This window comes from Streptomyces sp. NBC_01016, from assembly GCF_026341035.1.
In the GTDB taxonomy this organism is placed as follows: Bacteria; Actinomycetota; Actinomycetes; order Streptomycetales; family Streptomycetaceae; genus Streptomyces.
This window is the reverse complement of record NZ_JAPEOQ010000002.1, coordinates 106,922-126,725: the sequence shown is the minus strand read 5'-3', so window position 1 is coordinate 126,725 and position 19,804 is coordinate 106,922. Positions and strand designations below refer to the sequence as shown.

At 70.3% G+C, this 19,804-nt stretch carries 16 protein-coding genes; 9 read left to right on the top strand and 7 right to left on the bottom strand.

Going from position 1 to position 19,804, the window contains the following annotated elements; translation table 11 throughout:
* Positions 1 to 47: 47 nt before the first annotated feature.
* Both OG746_RS27350 and OG746_RS27345 read right to left on the bottom strand, forming a co-directional pair.
* On the bottom strand, positions 48 to 944 hold the full coding sequence (locus tag OG746_RS27350; RefSeq protein WP_266719441.1) for an ABC transporter permease: 897 nt from the start codon (positions 942 to 944) through the stop codon (positions 48 to 50).
* Positions 941 to 3,685: an alpha/beta fold hydrolase gene (locus OG746_RS27345; protein WP_266719439.1), complete on the bottom strand. Its 2,745-nt coding sequence runs from the start codon at positions 3,683 to 3,685 to the stop codon at positions 941 to 943. Before OG746_RS27345 ends, OG746_RS27350 begins: the two co-directional genes overlap by 4 nt.
* 395 nt (positions 3,686 to 4,080) lie before the next feature.
* Here OG746_RS27345 and OG746_RS27340 point away from each other — a divergent pair, with 395 nt between their 5' ends.
* From OG746_RS27340 to OG746_RS27315, 6 genes are read left to right on the top strand one after another with little or no spacing between them, the layout of a single operon-like run.
* Positions 4,081 to 5,370, top strand: a complete 1,290-nt coding sequence (locus OG746_RS27340; RefSeq protein WP_266719437.1) for an ABC transporter substrate-binding protein — start codon at positions 4,081 to 4,083, stop codon at positions 5,368 to 5,370.
* Between the two features lie 47 nt (positions 5,371 to 5,417).
* Positions 5,418 to 6,389 carry a carbohydrate ABC transporter permease gene (locus OG746_RS27335; protein WP_266719435.1) on the top strand — a complete coding sequence of 324 codons (972 nt, stop codon included), beginning with the start codon at positions 5,418 to 5,420 and terminating at the stop codon, positions 6,387 to 6,389.
* 2 nt (positions 6,390 to 6,391) lie between these two features.
* Positions 6,392 to 7,258: a carbohydrate ABC transporter permease gene (locus tag OG746_RS27330; protein ID WP_266719433.1), complete on the top strand. Its 867-nt coding sequence runs from the start codon at positions 6,392 to 6,394 to the stop codon at positions 7,256 to 7,258.
* 5 nt (positions 7,259 to 7,263) lie between these two features.
* Positions 7,264 to 7,947 carry a hypothetical protein gene (locus OG746_RS27325; protein ID WP_266719431.1) on the top strand — a complete coding sequence of 228 codons (684 nt, stop codon included), beginning with the start codon at positions 7,264 to 7,266 and terminating at the stop codon, positions 7,945 to 7,947.
* Positions 7,948 to 7,958: 11 nt separating this feature from the next.
* Positions 7,959 to 8,978, top strand: a complete 1,020-nt coding sequence (locus tag OG746_RS27320) for a LacI family DNA-binding transcriptional regulator (protein WP_266719429.1) — start codon at positions 7,959 to 7,961, stop codon at positions 8,976 to 8,978.
* 5 nt (positions 8,979 to 8,983) lie between these two features.
* Positions 8,984 to 10,303 carry a Gfo/Idh/MocA family protein gene (locus tag OG746_RS27315; protein ID WP_266719427.1) on the top strand — a complete coding sequence of 440 codons (1,320 nt, stop codon included), beginning with the start codon at positions 8,984 to 8,986 and terminating at the stop codon, positions 10,301 to 10,303.
* A 22-nt stretch (positions 10,304 to 10,325) separates the two neighbouring features.
* On the opposite strand, the gene OG746_RS27310 is transcribed toward OG746_RS27315, so the two are convergent.
* The 5 genes from OG746_RS27310 to OG746_RS27290 all read right to left on the bottom strand — a co-directional run bounded on the left by OG746_RS27310 (position 10,326) and on the right by OG746_RS27290 (position 17,209).
* Positions 10,326 to 11,717, bottom strand: a complete 1,392-nt coding sequence (locus OG746_RS27310) for an APC family permease (protein ID WP_266719425.1) — start codon at positions 11,715 to 11,717, stop codon at positions 10,326 to 10,328.
* A gap of 299 nt (positions 11,718 to 12,016) precedes the next feature.
* Positions 12,017 to 13,525: a CoA-acylating methylmalonate-semialdehyde dehydrogenase gene (gene mmsA, locus OG746_RS27305; RefSeq protein WP_266719423.1), complete on the bottom strand. Its 1,509-nt coding sequence runs from the start codon at positions 13,523 to 13,525 to the stop codon at positions 12,017 to 12,019.
* A 31-nt stretch (positions 13,526 to 13,556) separates the two neighbouring features.
* Entirely contained in the window at positions 13,557 to 15,440 is a 1,884-nt protein-coding gene (gene iolD, locus OG746_RS27300; protein ID WP_266719421.1) for a 3D-(3,5/4)-trihydroxycyclohexane-1,2-dione acylhydrolase (decyclizing), read from the bottom strand.
* Positions 15,437 to 16,267 carry a 5-deoxy-glucuronate isomerase gene (iolB, locus tag OG746_RS27295; protein ID WP_266719419.1) on the bottom strand — a complete coding sequence of 277 codons (831 nt, stop codon included), beginning with the start codon at positions 16,265 to 16,267 and terminating at the stop codon, positions 15,437 to 15,439. Before iolB ends, iolD begins: the two co-directional genes overlap by 4 nt.
* A gap of 15 nt (positions 16,268 to 16,282) precedes the next feature.
* A complete protein-coding gene (locus OG746_RS27290; protein ID WP_266719417.1) occupies positions 16,283 to 17,209 on the bottom strand; it encodes a Cgl0159 family (beta/alpha)8-fold protein in 927 nt (308 codons plus the stop codon).
* A 147-nt stretch (positions 17,210 to 17,356) separates the two neighbouring features.
* Here OG746_RS27290 and OG746_RS27285 point away from each other — a divergent pair, with 147 nt between their 5' ends.
* From OG746_RS27285 to OG746_RS27275, 3 genes are all read left to right on the top strand, one after another.
* Positions 17,357 to 18,259 (top strand): sugar phosphate isomerase/epimerase family protein, encoded by a 903-nt coding sequence (locus OG746_RS27285; protein ID WP_266719416.1) that lies wholly within the window; start codon positions 17,357 to 17,359, stop codon positions 18,257 to 18,259.
* A gap of 236 nt (positions 18,260 to 18,495) precedes the next feature.
* Positions 18,496 to 18,693: a helix-turn-helix transcriptional regulator gene (locus OG746_RS27280; protein WP_266719414.1), complete on the top strand. Its 198-nt coding sequence runs from the start codon at positions 18,496 to 18,498 to the stop codon at positions 18,691 to 18,693.
* 127 nt (positions 18,694 to 18,820) lie between these two features.
* Positions 18,821 to 19,768: a PrsW family intramembrane metalloprotease gene (locus OG746_RS27275; RefSeq protein ID WP_266719412.1), complete on the top strand. Its 948-nt coding sequence runs from the start codon at positions 18,821 to 18,823 to the stop codon at positions 19,766 to 19,768.
* Positions 19,769 to 19,804: the final 36 nt, after the last annotated feature.

Here is a 19,804-nt window from a genome sequence, read left to right as displayed (position 1 = left end):
ACTTGGTCGTGGTTCTACGTCACAGTCCCCACCGCACCGCGCCGCCCCTACGACACCACGTCCTTACGCGCGAACCCCCGGAACGCCAGCGCGAACAGCACCACCGCGTACGCCACCGAAACCGACGCCCCCTGGATCATCCCGCCCCATTCGGGCTGCGCCTGGATCGCGTCCGCCCAGGCGAACTGCCAGTGCGCGGGCAGGAAGTCGCGCCAGTCGCCGAGCGCGGTGACCGCGTCCAGGACGTTGCCGACGATGGTCAGGAAGACCGCGCCGCCGACCGCGCCCAGCGGGTTGTCCGTCTTGGTCGACAGCCAGAACGCGAGCCCCGCCGTGACCAGTTGGGACACGAAGATGAACGCGACCACGGCCAGCAGGCGCTGCACCGCCGTGCCCGCCGGTAGCGCGCCGCCGGTCGGGATGTCCAGCGGTCCCCAGCCGTACGCCACCGCGCCGACGCCGAGCGCGACCAGCGGGAGCAGCAGCATCGCGGCGAGGCTGAGCCCGAACGCGACGGCCAGCTTGGACCACAGCAGGCGGGCCCGCGGCACCGGAGCGGCCAGCAGATAGCGCAGGCTCGACCAGCTCGCCTCGGACGCGACGGTGTCGCCGAAGAACAGGGCCACCGGGACGACCAGCAGGAATCCGGCGGACACGAACAGGCTGACCGCCGCGAAGTTCGCCGCGGACGCGGTGGCCGTGTCCATCAGGTTCACGCGCTGGCCGCCGTCGCCTCCCCCGCCGCCGCCCGGTTCCCCGCCGATCGCGAACGCGGCGACAAGCACGAACGGGAGCAGGGCCAGGACCGCGCCCATCACCAGCGTGCGCCGCCGCTTCACCTGGCGGACGAGCTCCACGCGCAGCGGGAGCGTGCGGCCCGGCCGGTAGCCGTGGGCGAGTTCGGGCACGTCGCGCGCCCCGGTCTCGACTCCGGTCGTCGTCATGCCGATGCCCCTCCGATCAGGGTCAGGAACGCGTCCTCGAGGCGCCGGTGCGGGCCGAGGGAGCGCACCGGTACGTCGAGCCGCACCAGCTCCGCGACCAGCCGGGCGGCCGGGTCGGACCCGGTGGTCGGGTCCGGTTCGAGGCCGGGTTCCGGGGTGAGGCGGACCAGCAGGCCGTCGTCGACCCGCACCACCGATTCCACGCCCGCGAGGCCGCCGACCTTCTCCACGAGCGCGTCGGAGACCTCGCCCGCGACGCCGACGAGCAGCGTGTCGCCGGAGCCGACGATGTCCGCGACGGGGCCCGCCTGGACGAGCCGGCCGCGGTCCATCACCACGAGGTGCGTGCAGGTCTGCTCGACCTCGGCGAGGAGGTGGCTGGAGACGATGACCGTGCGTCCTGCGCGCGCGTAGCGGATCATCACCTCGCGCATCTCGCGGATCTGCGGCGGGTCGAGCCCGTTCGTCGGCTCGTCGAGGATGAGCAGGTCCGGGAGGCCGAGCATGGCCTGGGCGATCGCGAGGCGCTGGCGCATGCCCTGCGAGTACGTGCGCACGGAGCGGGCGAGGGCGTCGCCGAGGCCGGCGATCTCCAGGGCCTCGTCGAGGTGCGCGTCCGCGGCCGGGCGGCCGGTCGCCTTCCAGTACAGCTCCAGGTTCTCCCGGCCGGAGAGGTGCGGCAGGAAGCCGGCGCCCTCGACGAACGCGCCGACCCTGGAGAGCACCGGGGAGCCCGGCCTGATCGCGTGGCCGAAGACCCGGATCTCGCCCTGGTCGGGCCGGATGAGGCCCATGAGCATGCGCAGGGTCGTGGTCTTGCCCGCACCGTTCGGCCCGAGCAGGCCGAGGACCTGGCCCTGTTCGACGCGGAAGGACAGGTCGCGCACCGCGTACCGGTCAGTGGAGCCCGCGTACTTCTTACTGAGGTCCGTGATCTGGAGCGGGACCTCGGCGAGCGCCGGGTCGGGCGCTGGCGCCGACGTGCGCCGCCGGGCCGTGAGGAGCAGCCCCGCCGCGACGGCGAGCGCCCCGGCCGGCAGCCACCACACCCATGCGGGCAGCGGGGTGGGCGCCGTCTTCACGTCGGGGGCGGAGGGCACGCTCAGGCTGTCGTGCACGGAGACCTGGTACGTCGCGGGCTCGTTCGGCGACGCGAAGCCGAGGTCGGTCGCGGAGAGCACGAGCCGCAGCTTGTGGCCCTTCTGCACCTCGTGGTCGATGGCCGGGAGCGTGATCTTCACGTCCTTGCCCGCGCCGTCCGCGCCGGTCACCTTGACCGGCGTCACCAGCTGCGAGGGCAGCACCTGACGCGTCCCGTCGGGCCCGGAGTCGTACACCTTCGCGAACAGCACGGCGGTGCCGGTGGAGGACTTCACGTGCGCGGTGACCGTCGGGGAGCCGGTGACGCGCAGCGACTTCTTCAGCGGCGCCGAGTCGAAGCGCGCGAACTGGCCGGGGTACTCGAGGGAGAAGCCGACGCCGAGCGAGGACGACAGGTTCGACACCTTGCCGAGGCCCGGCACCGAGGAGATCGACGGCGGTCCGCCGCCCGGCGGGTTCTGGAAGGTCTCGGTGGCCGACTTCAGCGGCACCGCCGTGCGCCGCTCGCCGCGCAGGCCCGGGTACATGTCGCCGCTCGCGCCGCGCAGTGTGGCCGCGCCGTCCGTGGAGTCGACGCCGCCGGTGCGGGTGACGCGGAACGCGGGGCCCGTGTCGACGTTCTCGTCCTTCAGGTAGCGGTCGAACCAGGACGTCACGCGCGCGTGCAGCCGGTCGAGCTCCATGTCGCCGCCGTCGTGCCCGCCGTTCAGCCAGTCGACCTGGACCGGCGCGCCGTTCGCCTTGACGTGGCGCGCGATCTCGTCGGCCTGCCCGAGGGGGAAGAGGGAGTCCGTCTGGCCCTGGGCGATGAACGTGGGGACCTTGATGCGGTCGCCGACGGCGACGGGGCTGCGCTCCTCCAGGAGCTTGCGCGCCGCGGCGTCCGGCTTCCCGGCGACGGCGACGCGCTTGTACATGTCGCACAGCTTTTCCTCGAAGCGGCCGCAGGCGAGCCCGGCCTCACTGGTGCGCGTGCCCACCGGCGCGGAACCGGAGGTGAAGAAGGCGCCCGCCCACAGCTTCTTGAAGACGCCGTCGGGGAACAGCGCGTCCGCGAGGTTCCAGTACGTGATCTGCGGGGCGATCGCGTCGACCCGCTTGTCGTGGCCCGCCGCGAGCAGCGAGACCGCGCCTCCGTACGAGGCCCCGGAGACGCCGACGCGCGGATCGCCCGGCTTGTCGAGCTCCACCTCGGGGCGCTTGGCGAGCCAGTCGATCATGCGTGAGACGTCGGCCACCTCGTGCTTCGGATCGTTCAGGCCGATCTTGCCGCCGGATCGGCCGAAGCCGCGGGACGACCAGGTCATGACCGCGTACCCGTGGGCGGCGAGCTTCTCCGCCTCGGCGCGGACGTCGGCCTTGCTGCCGCCGAAGCCGTGCGTGAGCAGCACCGCGGGGCGCTTGTGGGACGGGTCACCCGCGGTGAAGTACGAGGTGTCGATGCGCACCCCGCCGCCCATCGGCATCATCCGGTCCTGCCGGTGCACGGCGGATGCCCCGCCGGAGCCGGAGTCCGCGGCCGCCGAGAGTCCCGTCCACGTACCCGCCCCCGCGAGCACGACAAGGGCCGCCGCGACGGCTACCCACCGTCGCGGCCACCCGCGTATCCGCTCGCGCCACACGCGCCGTCGAAAAACCATGGGTCAACGGTAGGCGCCACCACCGACAACCACCGCATCCGGTGGACCGAGGCAACCACCCTCCCCTGGGCGTACGAGTCCCTCCGGGGTACTGCAGGTGTCGTACGTGGCCGCGACGCCGAGAACCACGGACTCGACCGGTCGACCGGTCCTACGCCACGGGGCTCCGCCCCGGACCCCGCGCCTCAAACGCCGGCGGGGCTGGAATTGGGGCTGAAGTTGTCCCGGCATTCTGCGAGCGCTCGCAGAGTTCGTCAAGAGGGCGTGCGGTGAAGGGAGTTGGTGGGAATTTCTGGTTCCGGGAATCGCTGCGCAACCCATTGACCGGCCTGCGAGCGCATGCAAACGTCCTCCCTCGACAGCGCCCACCGCCGAGCCGCTCGTGGAGGCCCCCTATGGGCAGTGCCGCCCCCTCCCGTCGCACCACCCTGTCCGCCCTGCTCGCCTCCGGCCTCGGTGCCGCGCTCACCGCCTGCGGCGGACCCTCGCGGTCCGTCGGCGCCGGCGGCAGCGTGACACTGCGCTATTTCTTCTGGGGCGACAGCGGCAGGGCCGACCTGATCAACAAGTGCATAGCCGTCTTCGAGCGAGAACATCCCAAGATCAAGGTGAAGTCGAGCTTCGCCGCCTTCGACTCCTTCTGGCCGAAGCTCAGCACCGCCGCCGCGGGCGGCAACCCGCCCGACGTGATGCACGTCGACTACGCCTGGATCCGCACCCTCGGCGAGCACGGCGTACTCGCCGACCTGAACGACCTCGCCGGCTCCGGCAAGGAGATCGACACCTCGACCGTGGTCGAGTCGGTGCGCACGGCGGGCCTGGTGAACGACCGCCGCGTCGGCCTGCCGCTCTCCCACAACAGCGTCGCGCTGCACTACGACGCCGAGTTCTGGGCCAAGGCGGGGGCCCGCCCGCCGACGAAGCGGATGGACTGGGACACCTTCATGGAGCAGTCCCTGAAGGTGACCAAGTACGGCAGATACAAGCAGTTCGGCATGGACAACCCCGGCCAGAACTATCTGGGCGTCGAGATCTGGATGCGGCAGCAGGGCCTCCAGATGTGGACGGAGAACGGCGAACTCGGCTTCTCCCCCGACGACATGCGCCGCTACTTCACCAAGGTCAACGAGTGGCGCAAGGAGGGCGCGCTCGGCGGGCCCGACGTCGTCCTGGAGTCGCTGCCCGGCTACCCCATCACCACCCGCCGCGTCGCCTCCAACCTGGAGTGGGACAACCAGGTCGGCGGCCGCAGCGACATGCGCGGCAGCAAGCTCAGCCTCGGCTATGTGCCGAGCGACACCAGCAAGTCCGGCATCTACTCCAAGCCGGGCATGTTCCTGGGGGCCGCAGCGAAGAGCCCGTACCTCAGCGAGGCCGCGCAGTTCATCAACTTCCTGATCAACGACCGGCGCGTGGGCAAGATCCTCGGCACCAACATCGGCATGCCGCCCACGACGAGCCAGGAGGGCGCCGCCGATCTCAGCGACCCGAAGGTGCGCCAGGTCCAGACGTACGAGAAGCAGGTCGAGAAGACGCTCGCGTCGACCCCGCCGCCCCCGGCCGACGGCGGGGCCTCGCTCAACGTCTATCTGCAGCGCGTCGCCGAGAAGCTCTTCTACGACCGCATCTCCGTGGACCAGGCCGTGGACCTCTACTTCGACCAGTCCAAGGTCACCCTCGCCTGACGCACGGCCGCCTTCGCCTCCCCTCCCCGCAAACGTACGGAGCCCTCATGGCCTCTACGACGACGACCGACGCCGCGATACCCCGCGCACGCCGCGGCGACTCCCCCTCGACCAGCCCCGCCAAGCGCCGCCGCCGGGGCACGAACGACCGCTCCGCGTACGTCTTCCTCACGCCGTGGATGATCGGCGCGGCCGTGCTGACGGTCGGGCCGATGCTGTTCTCGCTCTACATGTCGTTCACGGACTACAACCTGTTCGACTCGCCGCGCTGGATCGGCCTCGACAACTACAAGCGCATCCTGTTCGACGACCCCGAGGTCCGGGACACCGTCGGCGTGACGCTGCTCTACGTAGTGGTGGCGACGCCGCTGAAGCTGATCGCCGCGCTCGGTGTCGCCCTGCTCCTCCACACCCGGCGCAAGGGCCGCAACTTCTACCGGGCCGCCTTCTACATGCCGTCCCTGATCGGGGCGAGCGTCGGCGCGGCCATCGTGTGGCGGCTGCTGTTCTCCACCGGCAGCGTCGTCGACCAGTTCCTCGGCACCTTCGGGATCCACACGGGCGGCTGGATCTCCAACCCCGACTGGTCGCTGATGTCCCTGGTCGCGCTGTCGGTCTGGCAGTTCGGCGCGCCGATGGTCATCTTCCTGGCGGCGCTCCAGCAGATACCGAAGGAGCTGTTCGAGGCGGCGGAGATCGACGGGGCGGGCCCCTGGCGCCGCTTCCTCTCGGTGACGGTCCCCATGCTGTCCCCGGTGATCTTCTTCAACCTGGTCCTCGAGATGGTGCACGCCTTCCAGATGTTCAACTCGGCGTTCGTGCTCTCCAACGGCACAGGCGGGCCCGCGGGCTCCACCCACGTCTACTCGATGTACCTGTACGAACTCGGCTTCAACGACTTCCGGATGGGCTACGCGGCGGCCCTGACCTGGGTGCTGCTCCTGGTCGTCGGCGTGATCACCGCGGTGCTCTTCAAGACTTCGGGCCGCTGGGTCCACTACGCGGGCGAGGAGAAGTGACGATGGCTACGACGACGCCGAATGCGGCCCTTCGGACACTGCGGACCCGCTCCCTGACCTGGCACGCGGGCGCGATCGCCCTGCTCCTGGTCCTCCTCTATCCCGTGGTCTGGGTGTTCACGGCCTCCGTGAAGCCCGCCGACGAGATCATCTCCAGCTTCAACATCCTCCCGTCCCAGCTCAGTTGGAGCGGATTCGGCACGGCGCTCGACGGGATCGCCGAGGTCCCGGCGTGGCGCTTCTTCGCCAACTCCCTTGTACTCGCCGTGGGTTCGGTGATCGGCAACGTACTGTCGTGCTCGATCGCGGCCTACGCCTTCGCCCGGCTGCGGTTCCGGGGACGCGGGGCGATGTTCGCGGTGATGATCGGCACGATCCTGCTGCCGACACACCTGCTGCTCATTCCGCAGTACACGATGTTCCAGAAGGTGGGCCTGGTCGACACCTACGTCCCGCTACTGCTCGGCAAGTTCCTCGCCACGGACGCGTTCTTCGTGTTCCTGATGGTGCAGTTCGTACGCAACCTGCCGCGCAGCCTCGACGAGGCGGCGCTGATCGACGGCTGCGGCCACTTCCGCATCTTCGGCCACATCGTCCTTCCGCTGCTGCGCCCGGCGCTCATCACCACGGCGATCTTCACCTTCATCTGGTCCTGGAACGACTTCTTCGCACCGCTCGTCTACCTCCAGTCACCGGAGAAGTACCCGCTGCCGGTGGCGCTCCGCCTGTTCGTCGACTCGACGAGCAGCCAGGACTACGGGGCGATGCTCGGCATGTCGGTCCTCTCGCTCCTCCCGGTGATCGCCTTCTTCATCGCGTTCCAACGGCTGCTGATCGAGGGCGCGTCGACGTCCGGAATGAAGGGATGAGCGGGATGACCGGCACGGGCACGGTGACGCGGCGCGACACCCCGTACGGCGAGCGGTTCACGCTCTTCGCGGAGGTGCTGTGGATCGGTCTGCTGGTGGCGGCGGGCTCCCTGCTGCTGGTCACGTGGCCGGCGGCGATGGCGGCGGGCTGCGCGGCGGTACGTCGCTGTGTGCCGGACGGCCCGTCGCCCGGCACGGCCCGCCGGTTCGCGGCGGACTGGCGGGCGGCGCTGCCGGGCGGCTCCGCGGTGGGGACGGTGGGCCTTGCGGTCCTCGGCTTCCTGGGCGCGGACCTGCGCCTGGCCGCGTCCGCGGGTGACCTGCCGTTCTTCTGGCTGCTCGCGCTGGTGATCGCGGGAGCGGCGGGATCGGTGGTCGTGTACCAGGTCCGGATGGCGTCCACCTGGTCCTCGACGGGTCGCTGGGCGCGGCCCGGGCGGGATCCGCGGGGCTCGGCGATGCTCGCGGGGGCGGTCCTCGTATCGGCGGTCTGCGTCTGGCAGTTGACGATCCTGGCACCACTGGTGACGGGTGTGCTGGCACTTGCGGCAGTGGCGGTGGACCGACGCCCCAGGGGCGCGGGGCAGTGTCGATCTGCGGCTCCGCCGCGGGGCGCAAACCACGACGCGACGACACCCGCCGACGCAAACCCGCCCACCCGTGGCGCACTCGCGAAAACGACCACGTGAGGGGACACGCCATGCGCAGTAACGACCGGTCAAGCGGCGCAGCCCCCAGCGCCGAAGATGTCGCGGACGCGGCCGGTGTCTCGCCCTCCACCGTCAGCCGCTGCTTCGCCTCCCCGCACCAGGTCCGGCCGGACACCCGCGCCCGGGTCCTCGCGGCAGCGGAACGGCTCGGCTACCGCCCCAGCCGCATCGCCCGCTCCCTCGCCGAAGGGCGAACCCGCACGCTCGGCCTCATCGTGCCCGACATCGCCAATCCGTTCTTCGCGGTGATCGTGAAGGCCGTCCAGGCCCGCGCCCGCCGCAAGGACTACGCCGTGTTCCTCGCGGACACCGACGAACACCCCGACGACGAGTACGAGTTGGCGCTGACGCTGGCCCGCCAGGTGGACGGGCTGCTGCTCGTCGCCCCGAGGATGGACGGCGCCCGGCTCGGCGAAGTCGTCCGGCAGGTGCCGAGCGTCGCCGTGAATCGGAGCGTGTCCGGCGTGTCGTCCGTGGTCGCGCCCAGCGAGGACGGCCTGCGCCAGGCCGTGGCGCATCTGCACGCGCTCGGCCACCGCCACCTCGCCCTGATCCTGGGGGCCCGCAACTCCTGGTCGAGCGAGCAGCGCGGCCACGCGGTCCGTTACGCGGCCGAGCAACTGGAGCTGAAAGTAACCGAGTTCGGCCCGCACGAGCCCAAGTTCCACACGGGCGCGCAGGTCGCCGACCTGGCCCTGGCGGCGGGCGCGACGGCGATCGTCGCACACAACGACCTGATGGCACTGGGGGTACTCTCCCGCCTCGCCGACCGCGGGGTCCGCGTCCCGGACGACGTGAGCGTCGTCGGCGCCGACGACACCCTCCTCGCCACCACGGCCACCCCCGCCCTCACCTCGGTCCGCATCCCGCTCGACGCGCTCGGCGAACGCGCCGTCGACCTGATGCTGCGACTCCTCGACGACCCGAGCCGCGTACCCGAAGAGCTCACCCTGGACAGCGAGTTGATAGTCCGCCGCTCCACAGGCCCAGCCCCCCGAAAGGAATCCTGACCTCCATGAAGCGCGCCGCGATCATCGGTACCGGCCACCGTGCCCAGATGTACACCAAGGCCCTGGGCGCCCGCCCCCACTACGACGTAGCCCTCCTCGCGGACCCGAGCCCGACCCGTATCGCCCACCACAACCGGGTGCTCGCGGAGCTCGGCGCACCGGAGGCGGCCGCCTGCGACCCGAGCGACTTCGCGCAGGCCCTGCGCACGCACCGGATCGACGAGGTCCTCGTCACCACGGTCGACGCGACCCACCACACGTACATCAACACGGCCCTCGAAGCGGGCTGCCGCGTCGTCACGGAGAAGCCGATGACGACGGACGCGGAGAAGTGCCGCTCGATCCTCGAAACGGTGGACCGCACCGGCGGCGAGCTCTCCGTCGGCTTCAACTACCGCTACAACCCGGCCCACGAGAAGGTCTGGCAGCTGCTGCACGACGGCGCGATCGGCGAAATCCGCTCCGTCCACTTCGAATGGCTCCTCGACGTCCGCCACGGCGCCGACTACTTCCGCCGCTGGCACCGCGAGAAGCAGCACAGCGGCGGCCTCCTCGTCCACAAGTCGGGCCACCACTTCGACCTGGTCAACTGGTGGCTGGGCGCGGCCCCTTCACGCGTGTACGCGGAGGGCGGCCTCGTCTTCTACGGCCGCGACAACGGCGAGCGAACCGGCCTCCGCCGCGACTACGTCCGCGCACACGGCTCGTCCGAGGCCTCCAACGACCCATACGCCATCCACCTCGCCGACGACCCGCACCTCAAGTCCCTCTACGTGGAAGCGGAAGCGGCGGGCGACTCCGACTACGTCCGCGACCGCAACGTCTTCGGCGACGCCATCGACGTCGAGGACGACCTCTCGGTCCTGGTCCGCTACGACTCCGGGGCCACGATGACGTACCACCTCACGGCGTACTCCCCCTGGGAGGGCTACCGGGTGATGTTCAACGGCACGGCCGGACGCCTGGAGCTGGAGGTCGAGGAGAACACGTGGCAGCCCCCACGGGTTGCCTCCGGCGGGGCGGGGGCGTCGCACGGCGGAGTGGTCATGGACCGCCCCGGCCGCACGTCGATCCTGCTGCGCCCGCTGTGGGAGGCACCGCGGGAGATCCCGTACGAGTGGTCGGCGGGCTCCCACGGCGGCGGGGACCTCCGCATGCTGAAGGAGCTTTTCGGACCCCTGGGCGACGGCTCCGACGAGGGCGCGGCGCCGGCCGCGGGGAAGGGCGCCACGGCCCGCGACGGGGCGCTTGCCCTGGCGGTGGGCGTGGCCGGCAACTCGTCGTTGGCGACCGGCCTCCCGGTGGAGACCGGTCAGCTGTGGTGACGGCCTCGGGGATCGAGTCGAATCAATCGGTCGGGACCGACACCAACCACCGCGTCTCCTGCCTCGGCCTCAGGTAGAAGGCCCAGTACAGCGTCGCCACCGCCATGATGCCGCCCGTCCACAGCAGGTACGTGACCTCCTGTTCGATCAGGATGTAGATCATCAGCGCGATCAGGACCACGGGGATCCCCGGCCACAGGGGCATCCGCCAGGCCGTCCTGTCCTTGTGGGCGCCGCGGCGGGCGAACAGGGCGGCCACCGCGACCAGCAGGTACATGCCGGTGACGGAGACGCCCGTCACGCCGTACAGGGTGTCGAGGTTGACGAAGCAGAGGGCCGCGCCGGGGACGCCGACGGCCAGGGTCGCGACCCACGGCGAGCCGAAGCGGCCGAGCCGGGACAGCGCGTTGTTGACCGGTCCCGGCCAGGCCTTGTCGCGGGCCGAGGCGAACAGGACGCGGGAGTTCTGGATGACCATGACGATGCCCGCGTTGATGATGGCGAGCGCGACGCAGAGCGAGACGAACGCGCCGACCGCCGAGTTCGACCAGGCCACGACCATGGTGCTGATGTCGCCCGAGGTGAGCGCCGAGATGTCCTTCGCGCCCATCGTGATCGCGACGACCGGGACGAGGATGACGACGGTGGAGATGGCGAGCGTGGCGAGGACCGTGCGGGCCACGGACTTGCGCGGGTTCTCCAGTTCCTCGGAGAGGTAGACGGCGGTGGAGAAGCCCTGGGTGACGAAGAGGGCGATGGCGAGGCCGGAGACCACGAGCATGCCCGTCACCGCGTCCGTGTGTCCGTTCGCGCCCGCGACCTGCATCGAGCCGAGCGAGCCGACACCGCGCTCGGCGTGCGCGAAGCCGAGGACCGCGACGAGGGCCGCCGCGATGACCTCAAGGACGAGGAAGATGCCGGTGATCCACGCGTTGGCGCGCAGGTCGAGCAGGCCCGCGAGGGTGGACAGCAGCATCACGCCCGCGCCCGCCATCGCCGGGTCGAGGTGGATCAGCGGCTCCAGGTAGTCGGCCGTGCCCATCGCGATCACCGGCGGCACGATGAAGACGACCAGCAGGGACAGGACGAAGACCAGCCAGCCCGCCAGGCGCCCGGCCAGCGTCGACACCATGGCGTACTCGCCGCCCGCGCTGGGGATGAGGGTGCCCAGCTCCGAGTAGAGGAAGGCGACGCCGATACAGATCAGCGAGCCGACGGCGATGGTGAGCGCGGTGGCGGTGCCGAGGCTGCCGAACAGGTCGGGGACGACGACGAAGAGCGAGGAGGCGGGCGTCACGCAGGACAGCGTGAGCAGGGTGCCTCCGACGACGCCGATGGAACGCTTGAGCTTCTGCTCCTGGGGTGCCGCCTCTGGCGGGGACGGGGCGGCGACGGGGCGAAGCGTGTCGGTCATGAAGCGGATCCGATCGGCTCGTGCGACAGGGAGGCGTCATGCAACCTCGCCGATATCCGAACGTCAACGCCTGTTCGCCTTCGGAATCCGCACCACCGCTTGCGCCAACTGCACGCGATTCTTTAGGTGTTCGCAAAGTCGTCCGGGATAGATGCAGCGACTCCCGTGAATGACCTTGCTATCCAAGGCCCTCACGGGAGTCGGCTTACGCTGCCCGGTTCATCCCCTACGTACGGGAACCGCAGCCGGAGCGCTGAAGTTCACAGCGAACTGTCCGTACTCCGGACTGCGCAGGGCCCTCAGTGGTTGCTGGGGAAGCCCAGGTCCACACCGGCGGGGGCGTCGGCCGGGTCCGGCCAGCGGGTCGTGACGACCTTGCCGCGGGTGTAGAAGTGCGTGCCGTCGTTGCCGTAGATGTGGTGGTCGCCGAAGAGCGAGTCCTTCCAGCCACCGAAGGAGTGGTAGCCCACCGGCACCGGGATCGGCACGTTCACGCCGACCATGCCGGCCTCGATCTCCAGCTGGAAGCGGCGGGCGGCGCCACCGTCACGCGTGAAGATCGCGGTGCCGTTGCCGAACGGGGACGCGTTCATGAGGGCCACGCCCTCCTCGTACGTCTCCGTGCGCAGCACACACAGGACCGGGCCGAAGATCTCGTCCTGGTACGCCTTGGCGGTCGTGGGGACGTTGTCGAGGAGCGACAGGCCCACCCAGTGGCCGTCCTCGAAACCGGGGACCGTGTAGTCGCTGCCGTCGAGGACGACCTCGCAGCCCTCGGCCGCCGCGCCCTTCACGTAGGAGGCGACCTTGTCGCGGTGGGCGGCCGTGATGAGCGGGCCCATCTCGGAGGTCGGGTCGTTGCCGGGACCGATCTTGATCTTCTCGGCGCGCTCCTTGATCTTCGCGACGAGCTCGTCGGCGATGGAGCCCACCGCGACGACCGCCGAGATCGCCATGCAGCGCTCGCCCGCCGAGCCGTACGCGGCCGAGACCGCGGCGTCGGCGGCCGCGTCCAGGTCGGCGTCCGGGAGGACCAGCATGTGGTTCTTGGCGCCGCCGAGGGCCTGCACGCGCTTGCCGTTGGCGGAGGCCGTGGCGTGGATGTGGCGGGCGATCGGGGTCGAGCCGACGAAGGAGACGGCGGCGACGTCCGGGTGCTCCAGGAGGCGGTCGACGGCGACCTTGTCGCCGTGCAGCACGTTGAAGACGCCGTCGGGCAGGCCGGCCTCGGTGAGCAGCTCGGCGATCTTGACGGCGGCCGAGGGGTCCTTCTCGGAGGGCTTGAGGACGAAGGTGTTGCCGGTCGCGATGGCGATCGGGAACATCCACATCGGCACCATGGCCGGGAAGTTGAACGGCGTGATGCCGGCGACGACGCCGAGCGGCTGGCGGATCGAGGACACGTCCACGTTGGTGGCGACCTGCGTGGACAGCTCGCCCTTGAGCTGCACGTTGATGCCGCAGGCCAGGTCGACGATCTCCAGGCCGCGGGCGACCTCGCCGAGCGCGTCGGAGTGCACCTTGCCGTGCTCGGCGGTGATCAGCTCGGCGATCGCGTCACGGTTGGCGTCGAGCAGCGCGCGGAACCGGAAGAGGATCTCGGTGCGCTTGGCGAGCGAGGACAGGCCCCACGACTTGTACGCCTCCTTGGCGGTGGCGACGGCCGCGTCCACCTCCTCGACGCTCGCGAAGTCGACGTGCGTGGTGACGGCGCCGGTCGCCGGGTCGGTCACCGGGCCGTGATTGCCCGACGCGCCCTCGACGGTCTTGCCGCCGATCCAGTGGTGGACCAACTTCGTGTCAGACATACGGGCAACTCCTGTGACGGCTACGTACTTCTCAGAGGTGACGGCGTCGACCGGCGGCGCGCCGGTCGTACTCCTCGCGGGCCTTGACCGCGGCGCTGCGCTCCGCCGTCTCGGCCACAGGAACATCCCACCACGCCTGCGCGGGAGGCGGGCCCGACACTGTGTCTGCCGTTTCGGTCTCCACGTAGACACATGTGGGGCGGGTCGCGGCACGCGCGACGGCGAGCGCTTCGCGCAGGTCACGCACGGTCTTGGCGCGATGCACCGTCATCCCGAGGCTGGCCGCGTTGGCGGCGAGGTCGACGGGCAGCGGCGCGCCCGCGTACGCCCCCTGCTCCCCCGCGAACCGGTACTGCGTGGCGAAGCCCTCGGCCCCCACAGAGGCGGACAGACCGCCGATCGAGGCGTACCCGTGGTTCTGCAGAATGACCACCTTGACGGGAATGCCCTCCTGCACTGCGGTCACGATCTCCGTCGGCAGCATCAGATACGTGCCGTCGCCGACGAGCGCCCACACCGGCCGGCCGGGCGCGGCGAGCGCGACACCGAGCGAGGCCGGGATCTCGTAGCCCATGCAGGAGTACCCGTACTCGACGTGGTACTGGTCGCGGGAGCGGGCCCGCCACAGCTTGTGCAGATCGCCGGGGAGCGACCCGGCCGCATTGATGAGAATGTCGTCCCCGGTGACCAACTCGTCCATCACACCCAGGACTTGTGCCTGGGTCGGACGTACGAGTTCGTCCTCGGCGGCGAAGCAGGCGTCGACGCGTTGCTCCCAGCGCTCCTTGTCCTCGGTGTACTCGGCGACGTACGCGGGCTCGGCCCGGTACGCCCCGCCGAGCGCCCCGCTCAGCGCGGCAAGCCCCGCGCGGGCGTCGGCGACGAGCGGCTGCGCGGACAGCTTGTGGGCGTCGAAGGCCGCGACGTTCAGGTTCAGGAAGCGGACGTCGGGGTTCGCGAAGAGGGTGGCGGAGGCCGTCGTGAAGTCCGTGTACCGGGTGCCGATGCCGATCACCAGGTCGGCGGTGCGGGCGAGTTCGTTGGCGGTGGCGGTCCCGGTGTGCCCGATGCCGCCGACGTCGGCGGGGTGATCGTGCAGCAGCGAGCCCTTGCCGGCCTGGGTGGAGGCGACGGGAATCCCGGTGGCGTCGACGAAGTCCTCCAGGGCACCCTCGGCGCCACTGTGATGCACCCCGCCACCGGCGACGACGAGCGGCCGCCGAGCGTTCTTCAACTCCCGTACAGCAGCGGCGAGTTCGATGGCATCCGGTTCAGGCCGACGCACGACCCACACCCGCTCCCGGAAGAAGTCGTCCGGCCAGTCGTACGCCTCCGCCTGCACGTCCTGCGGCAGCGCGAGCGTGACGGCGCCGGTCTCGACGGGATCGGTGAGCACACGCATGGCCTGCAAGGCGGCCGGAATCAGCTGCTCGGGCCGCTCGACCCGGTCGAAATACTTCGACACGGGCCGCAGACAATCATTGACCGACACATCACCCGCGTACGGCACTTCGAGCTGCTGAAGCACGGGATCGGCTGGCCGGGCCGCGAACACATCACCAGGCAGCAGCAGTACGGGCAGATGGTTGATGGTGGCGAGGGCGGCGCCGGTGACGAGGTTGGTGGCGCCGGGCCCGATCGAGGTGGTGACGGCGTGCGTGGACAGCCGGTCGGACTGCCTGGCATAGCCGACGGCGGCGTGCACCATCGCCTGCTCGTTGCGGCCCTGGTGGAAGGGCATGTCGTCGCCGTACTGGAGGAGCGCCTGCCCGAGCCCGGCCACGTTGCCGTGGCCGAAGATGCCCCAGGTGGCGCCGATCAGCCGCTGCCGGGCGCCGTCGCGCTCCGTGTACTGGTTCGCGAGGAAGCGGACGAGGGCCTGGGCGACGGTGAGGCGAGTGGTGCTGGTCTTCATCGGTATCCCTCCGTCACGTGATCGGGGTGGAAGCAGATCCGCCACTCCCGCTCGTCCCCCGGCCCCGCCATGACATTCAGGTAGTACATGGCGTGCCCCGGCTGGGCGATCGAAGGACCGTGCCAGCCGTCGGGCACGAGCACGGTGTCGCCGGAGCGGACCTCGGCGAGGAGATCGGTGCCGCCGGGCCGGGACGGGGAGACACGCTGATACCCGTACCCCGGGGACGAATCCGCGGCCCCGCCCTCGGGCCCCTCGATCTCGAAGTAATAGATCTCCTCGAGCAGCGCCTCCTCGCCCGGCCGGTGCTCGTCGTGCTTGTGCGGCGGGTACGAGGACCAGTTCCCGCCAGGGGTGATCACCTCTACGGCGATGAGCTGATCGCAGTCGAAGGCGTCGGCGGCGGCGAAGTTGCGCACTTGCCGTGCGCTCTGGCCGCCGCCCCTGTCCTCGACGGAAACCTCCGGCGCGGGGCCGTAGCGGACGGGGAGTCGTCGACCGCATTTCGCTCCTGCCAGGGCGAACCGGCCTCCCGCACCGGAGGAGATCTCCACGCTGGTGTCGCGCGGTACGTAGGCGAAGTCACTCACTCCGCTGAATACGCTGCCCCTGCCCGCCAGTTCAAGGTTCATCCCTTCCGCGCGGACGGAACATCCGCCGGAGAGCGGCAGCACGATCCACTCGCTCTCCCCGGTGTCGAAGGCGTGCGTCTGCCCGGCCCGGAGTTCGAGGATCCGCAGCCCTGCCCGGGCCCAGCCGACCTTGTCGGGGTCGACGGACAGGGCGTAGGGCCCGTCGGCCGCACTACCGCGTGGAAGGTGCGTCATCCCTCTACTCTCCTCCTAGGTGTCCGCACGCGTGGTGCGCAGCAGGCCCACGGCCGTGTCGACGGCGGCCGCGACATCCCCGTCGGCCGGGTAGAGCAGCGAGCGCCCCACCACGAGCCCCTGAACCGTGGGCAGTTGAAGCGCGGCACGCCACTTCTCGTACGTGGCGTCCTGATCGCCGTCCTTGATGTCGCCGCCGAGCAGCACGGCGGGCAGGGCGGAGGTCTCCATGACCCGGGCCATGTCGTCGGGGTCGTCGGTGACCGGGAGCTTCAGCCAGGTGTACGCGGAGGTGCCGCCGAGCCCGGAGGCGACAGCGATCGACGTGATGACGCTCTCGGGACTCAAGTCGTTTCGCAGCAGCCCGGTTTCGGGATCGCGACGGCTCAGGAACGGCTCGACGAAGACGGGCAGCCGACGCGCGGCCATGGCATCGACGGCACGGGCGGCAGCCTCCAACGTCCGCACGGACCCGGATCCCGGATCCTCATGATCGATCCGCAGCAACAACTTCCCGGCGTCGAAGCCGAACCGCTCCAGATCCTCGGCGCGATACCCGGTGAACCGGTCGTCCAGCTCGAAGGACGCCCCGGCGAGCCCGCCCCGGTTCATGGACCCGATGACGACCTTGCGGTCCAACACCCCCAACAACAAAAGGTCTTCGACCACATCGGCGGAGGCCAGCACCCCGTCCACGCCCGGCCTGGCCAGCGCGACGCACAACCGGCGCAGCAGATCGGCCCGGTCGGCCATGGCGAACGCCCGCTCCCCGACGCCGAGCGCACCCCGGGCCGGATGGTCGGCGGCCACGATCATCAACCGCCGCCCCGCTCCGAGCAGCGCCCGCCGCTCCCGCCGGCCCGCGGCCTCGGCGACCGCCCCCGGATCCTCGGCCCGCACACGGGCAAGCCACCGGAGGTCGACGCCCTCTGCCTCACTCAAGCCCGGCTCCATCCCCTTCGGTACGACGCCCTGCAATCTCCGTCGCCCCGCCAGATCTAGCCCCACCAGAGCCCCCTGTCAACACTTTGTCCTGACATTCGGACCACGTCTTGACACCCCTCTCCGAACGGCTCAAGGCTTGAGTCCATGACGACCACGCCCTCGCGCATCCGCATCGGTTCGGCCCCCGACTCCTGGGGCGTCTGGTTCCCCGACGACCCGCAGCAGGTCCCGTACCAGCGCTTTCTCGACGAGGTGGCCGAGGCCGGGTACGAGTGGATCGAGCTGGGCCCGTACGGCTATCTGCCGTCGGACCCGCGCGTACTCACCGAGGAAACGGGCCGCCGCGGCCTGAAGGTGTCGGCGGGCACGGTGTTCACGGGCCTGCACCACGGCCCCGCGGTATGGGAGAAGACCTGGGACCACGTGTCCTCCATCGCCGAACTCACCCGGGCGATGGGCGCGGAGCACCTGGTCGTCATCCCCTCCTTCTGGCGCGACGACAAGACGGGCGAGGTCCTGGAGGACTCCACCCTCACCCCTGACCAGTGGCACAACCTGTCCACACAGACCGAACGCCTGGCCCGCGAAATCGGCGACCGCTACGGCCTGAAACTGGCCTTCCACCCGCACGCCGACACCCACATCGACACAGAGGAGAACGTGACCCGCCTCCTCGACGCGACCGACCCCGACCTCGTGTCACTGTGCCTGGACACGGGCCACTACGCGTACTGCGGCGGCGACAGCGTCAAGCTCATCGAGACGTACGGGGAGCGGATCGGCTATCTGCACCTGAAGCAGGTGGACCCGGCGGTCCTCGCCACCGTCCACGAACAGGGCACACCCTTCGGCCCGGCCGTGGCACAGGGCGTCATGGTCGAACCTCCGCGCGGGGTACCGGAGTTGGAGCCGGTACTGGCCGCCGCGAGCAAACTCGACATCGACCTGTTCGCGATCGTCGAGCAGGACATGTACCCGTGCGAGCCGGACCGCCCGCTCCCGATCGCCGACCGCACACGCCGCTACCTGCGTTCCTGCGGGGTTTGACGCCGCCCCTATCCACTTACGCGCCGGAGCATGCGCCCACAGCACGCCCCCTTTGCTTCATTCGCGTCACAAACGCCCCCATCGCGTCACACATGTCAGGCCTACGCGGGTTCTGCGTCACAGAGGCCCCACAGGCCCTCCCTTCACCCCGGTTCACGTCGTTCTCCGGGCACAGGCTGAGTTGATCACGCCGGCACCCCCGAGCCGCCGTGAGCGCCGCCAGGGAGGAGCCACCGATGAACGACCGCAGGCTCTGGTCGTACAAGGACATCGCCGCGCACATCCGCGTACAGCCCGACACCGTCCGCTCATACCGCAAGCACGGCCTGCTGCCCCCACCCGACCACGTCGAGGCGGGCAAGCCCTACTGGTACGCCGACACGGTCCGCGCCTGGGTGGCCTCCCGCCCGAGCAACCGGGGCCGCAAGGACTGACCCGGCAGCGCCGGGCCGTGCGTCCGCACGACCCGGCGCCCACACTGCGACACATCCGGCCTCGCCATAAACTTCGGACAAATCACCCAAGGTGACCGTAAGTTACCGGCAAGCCGGAGGGATCTCAGTGACGCAGCCCCAGCCGCCCTACGGGGCACCCCAGGCCCGAATCCCCCAGCAGCCGCCCCCGCCGGGCCCGCAGATCCGCCCCGGCCTCTGGAAGCGCTGCCTCTGGGGCGGCCTCGCACTATGGGTGCTGACGGCGATCGTCACGTACGCGACCCAGAACACCACCCTGCTCCCCACCCTCATCCTGCTGGGCAGCTTCCTCACCCCGGCGGTCTTCGTGCTGTGGGCGTACGAGCGGCACGGCCGCGACCTGGGCGTGAGCCTGATCCTGGGCTGCTTCCTGGTGGGCGGCATCCTGGGCGTACTCGGCGCATCGGTCATGGAGTACTACCTCGTACACCCCTCGGTCTGGATGTTCGTGGCCGTCGGCCTGATCGAGGAGGCGGCCAAGCTGCTCGCCCTCGTCTACGTACTGCACCGCCACCCGCGCATCAGCGGACTGCGCGCGGGCCTGGTCCTGGGCGCCACGGTCGGCTTCGGCTTCGCGGCCTTCGAGAGCGCGGGCTACGCGTTCAACGCGGCGATCACCATGAAGGGCATCGACCTGCGCGCCCTCCTGGAAACAGAGGTCCTCCGCGGCCTGCTCGCCCCCTTCGGCCACGGCCTGTGGACAGCGATCTCAGCAGCAGTCCTCCTCTCCTTCCGCAAGCCGAACGGCGGCTACCGCTTCACAACGCCGGTAATCCTCACCTACCTGGGCGTCTCCCTCCTCCACGCCCTCTGGGACTCGATGCACGGCATCGCGATCTGGCTGGTGGCCCGCCTCACCACCACGGACCTGGACCGCACCCTCTTCGCCGAGGGCTACATCCCCAAGCCGACCGACGCGCAGCAGCACCTCTTCACGCTCTTCTCGGTCGGCGGACTGGTCATCATCACGCTCCTGGCACTCACCTGGGTGCGCTCACTCGCCCGCCGGGACCCTTCTTGGAAAAGTACCCCCTAGGGGTATAGAGTCGATCGCATCAGGAGATGCCCCTCA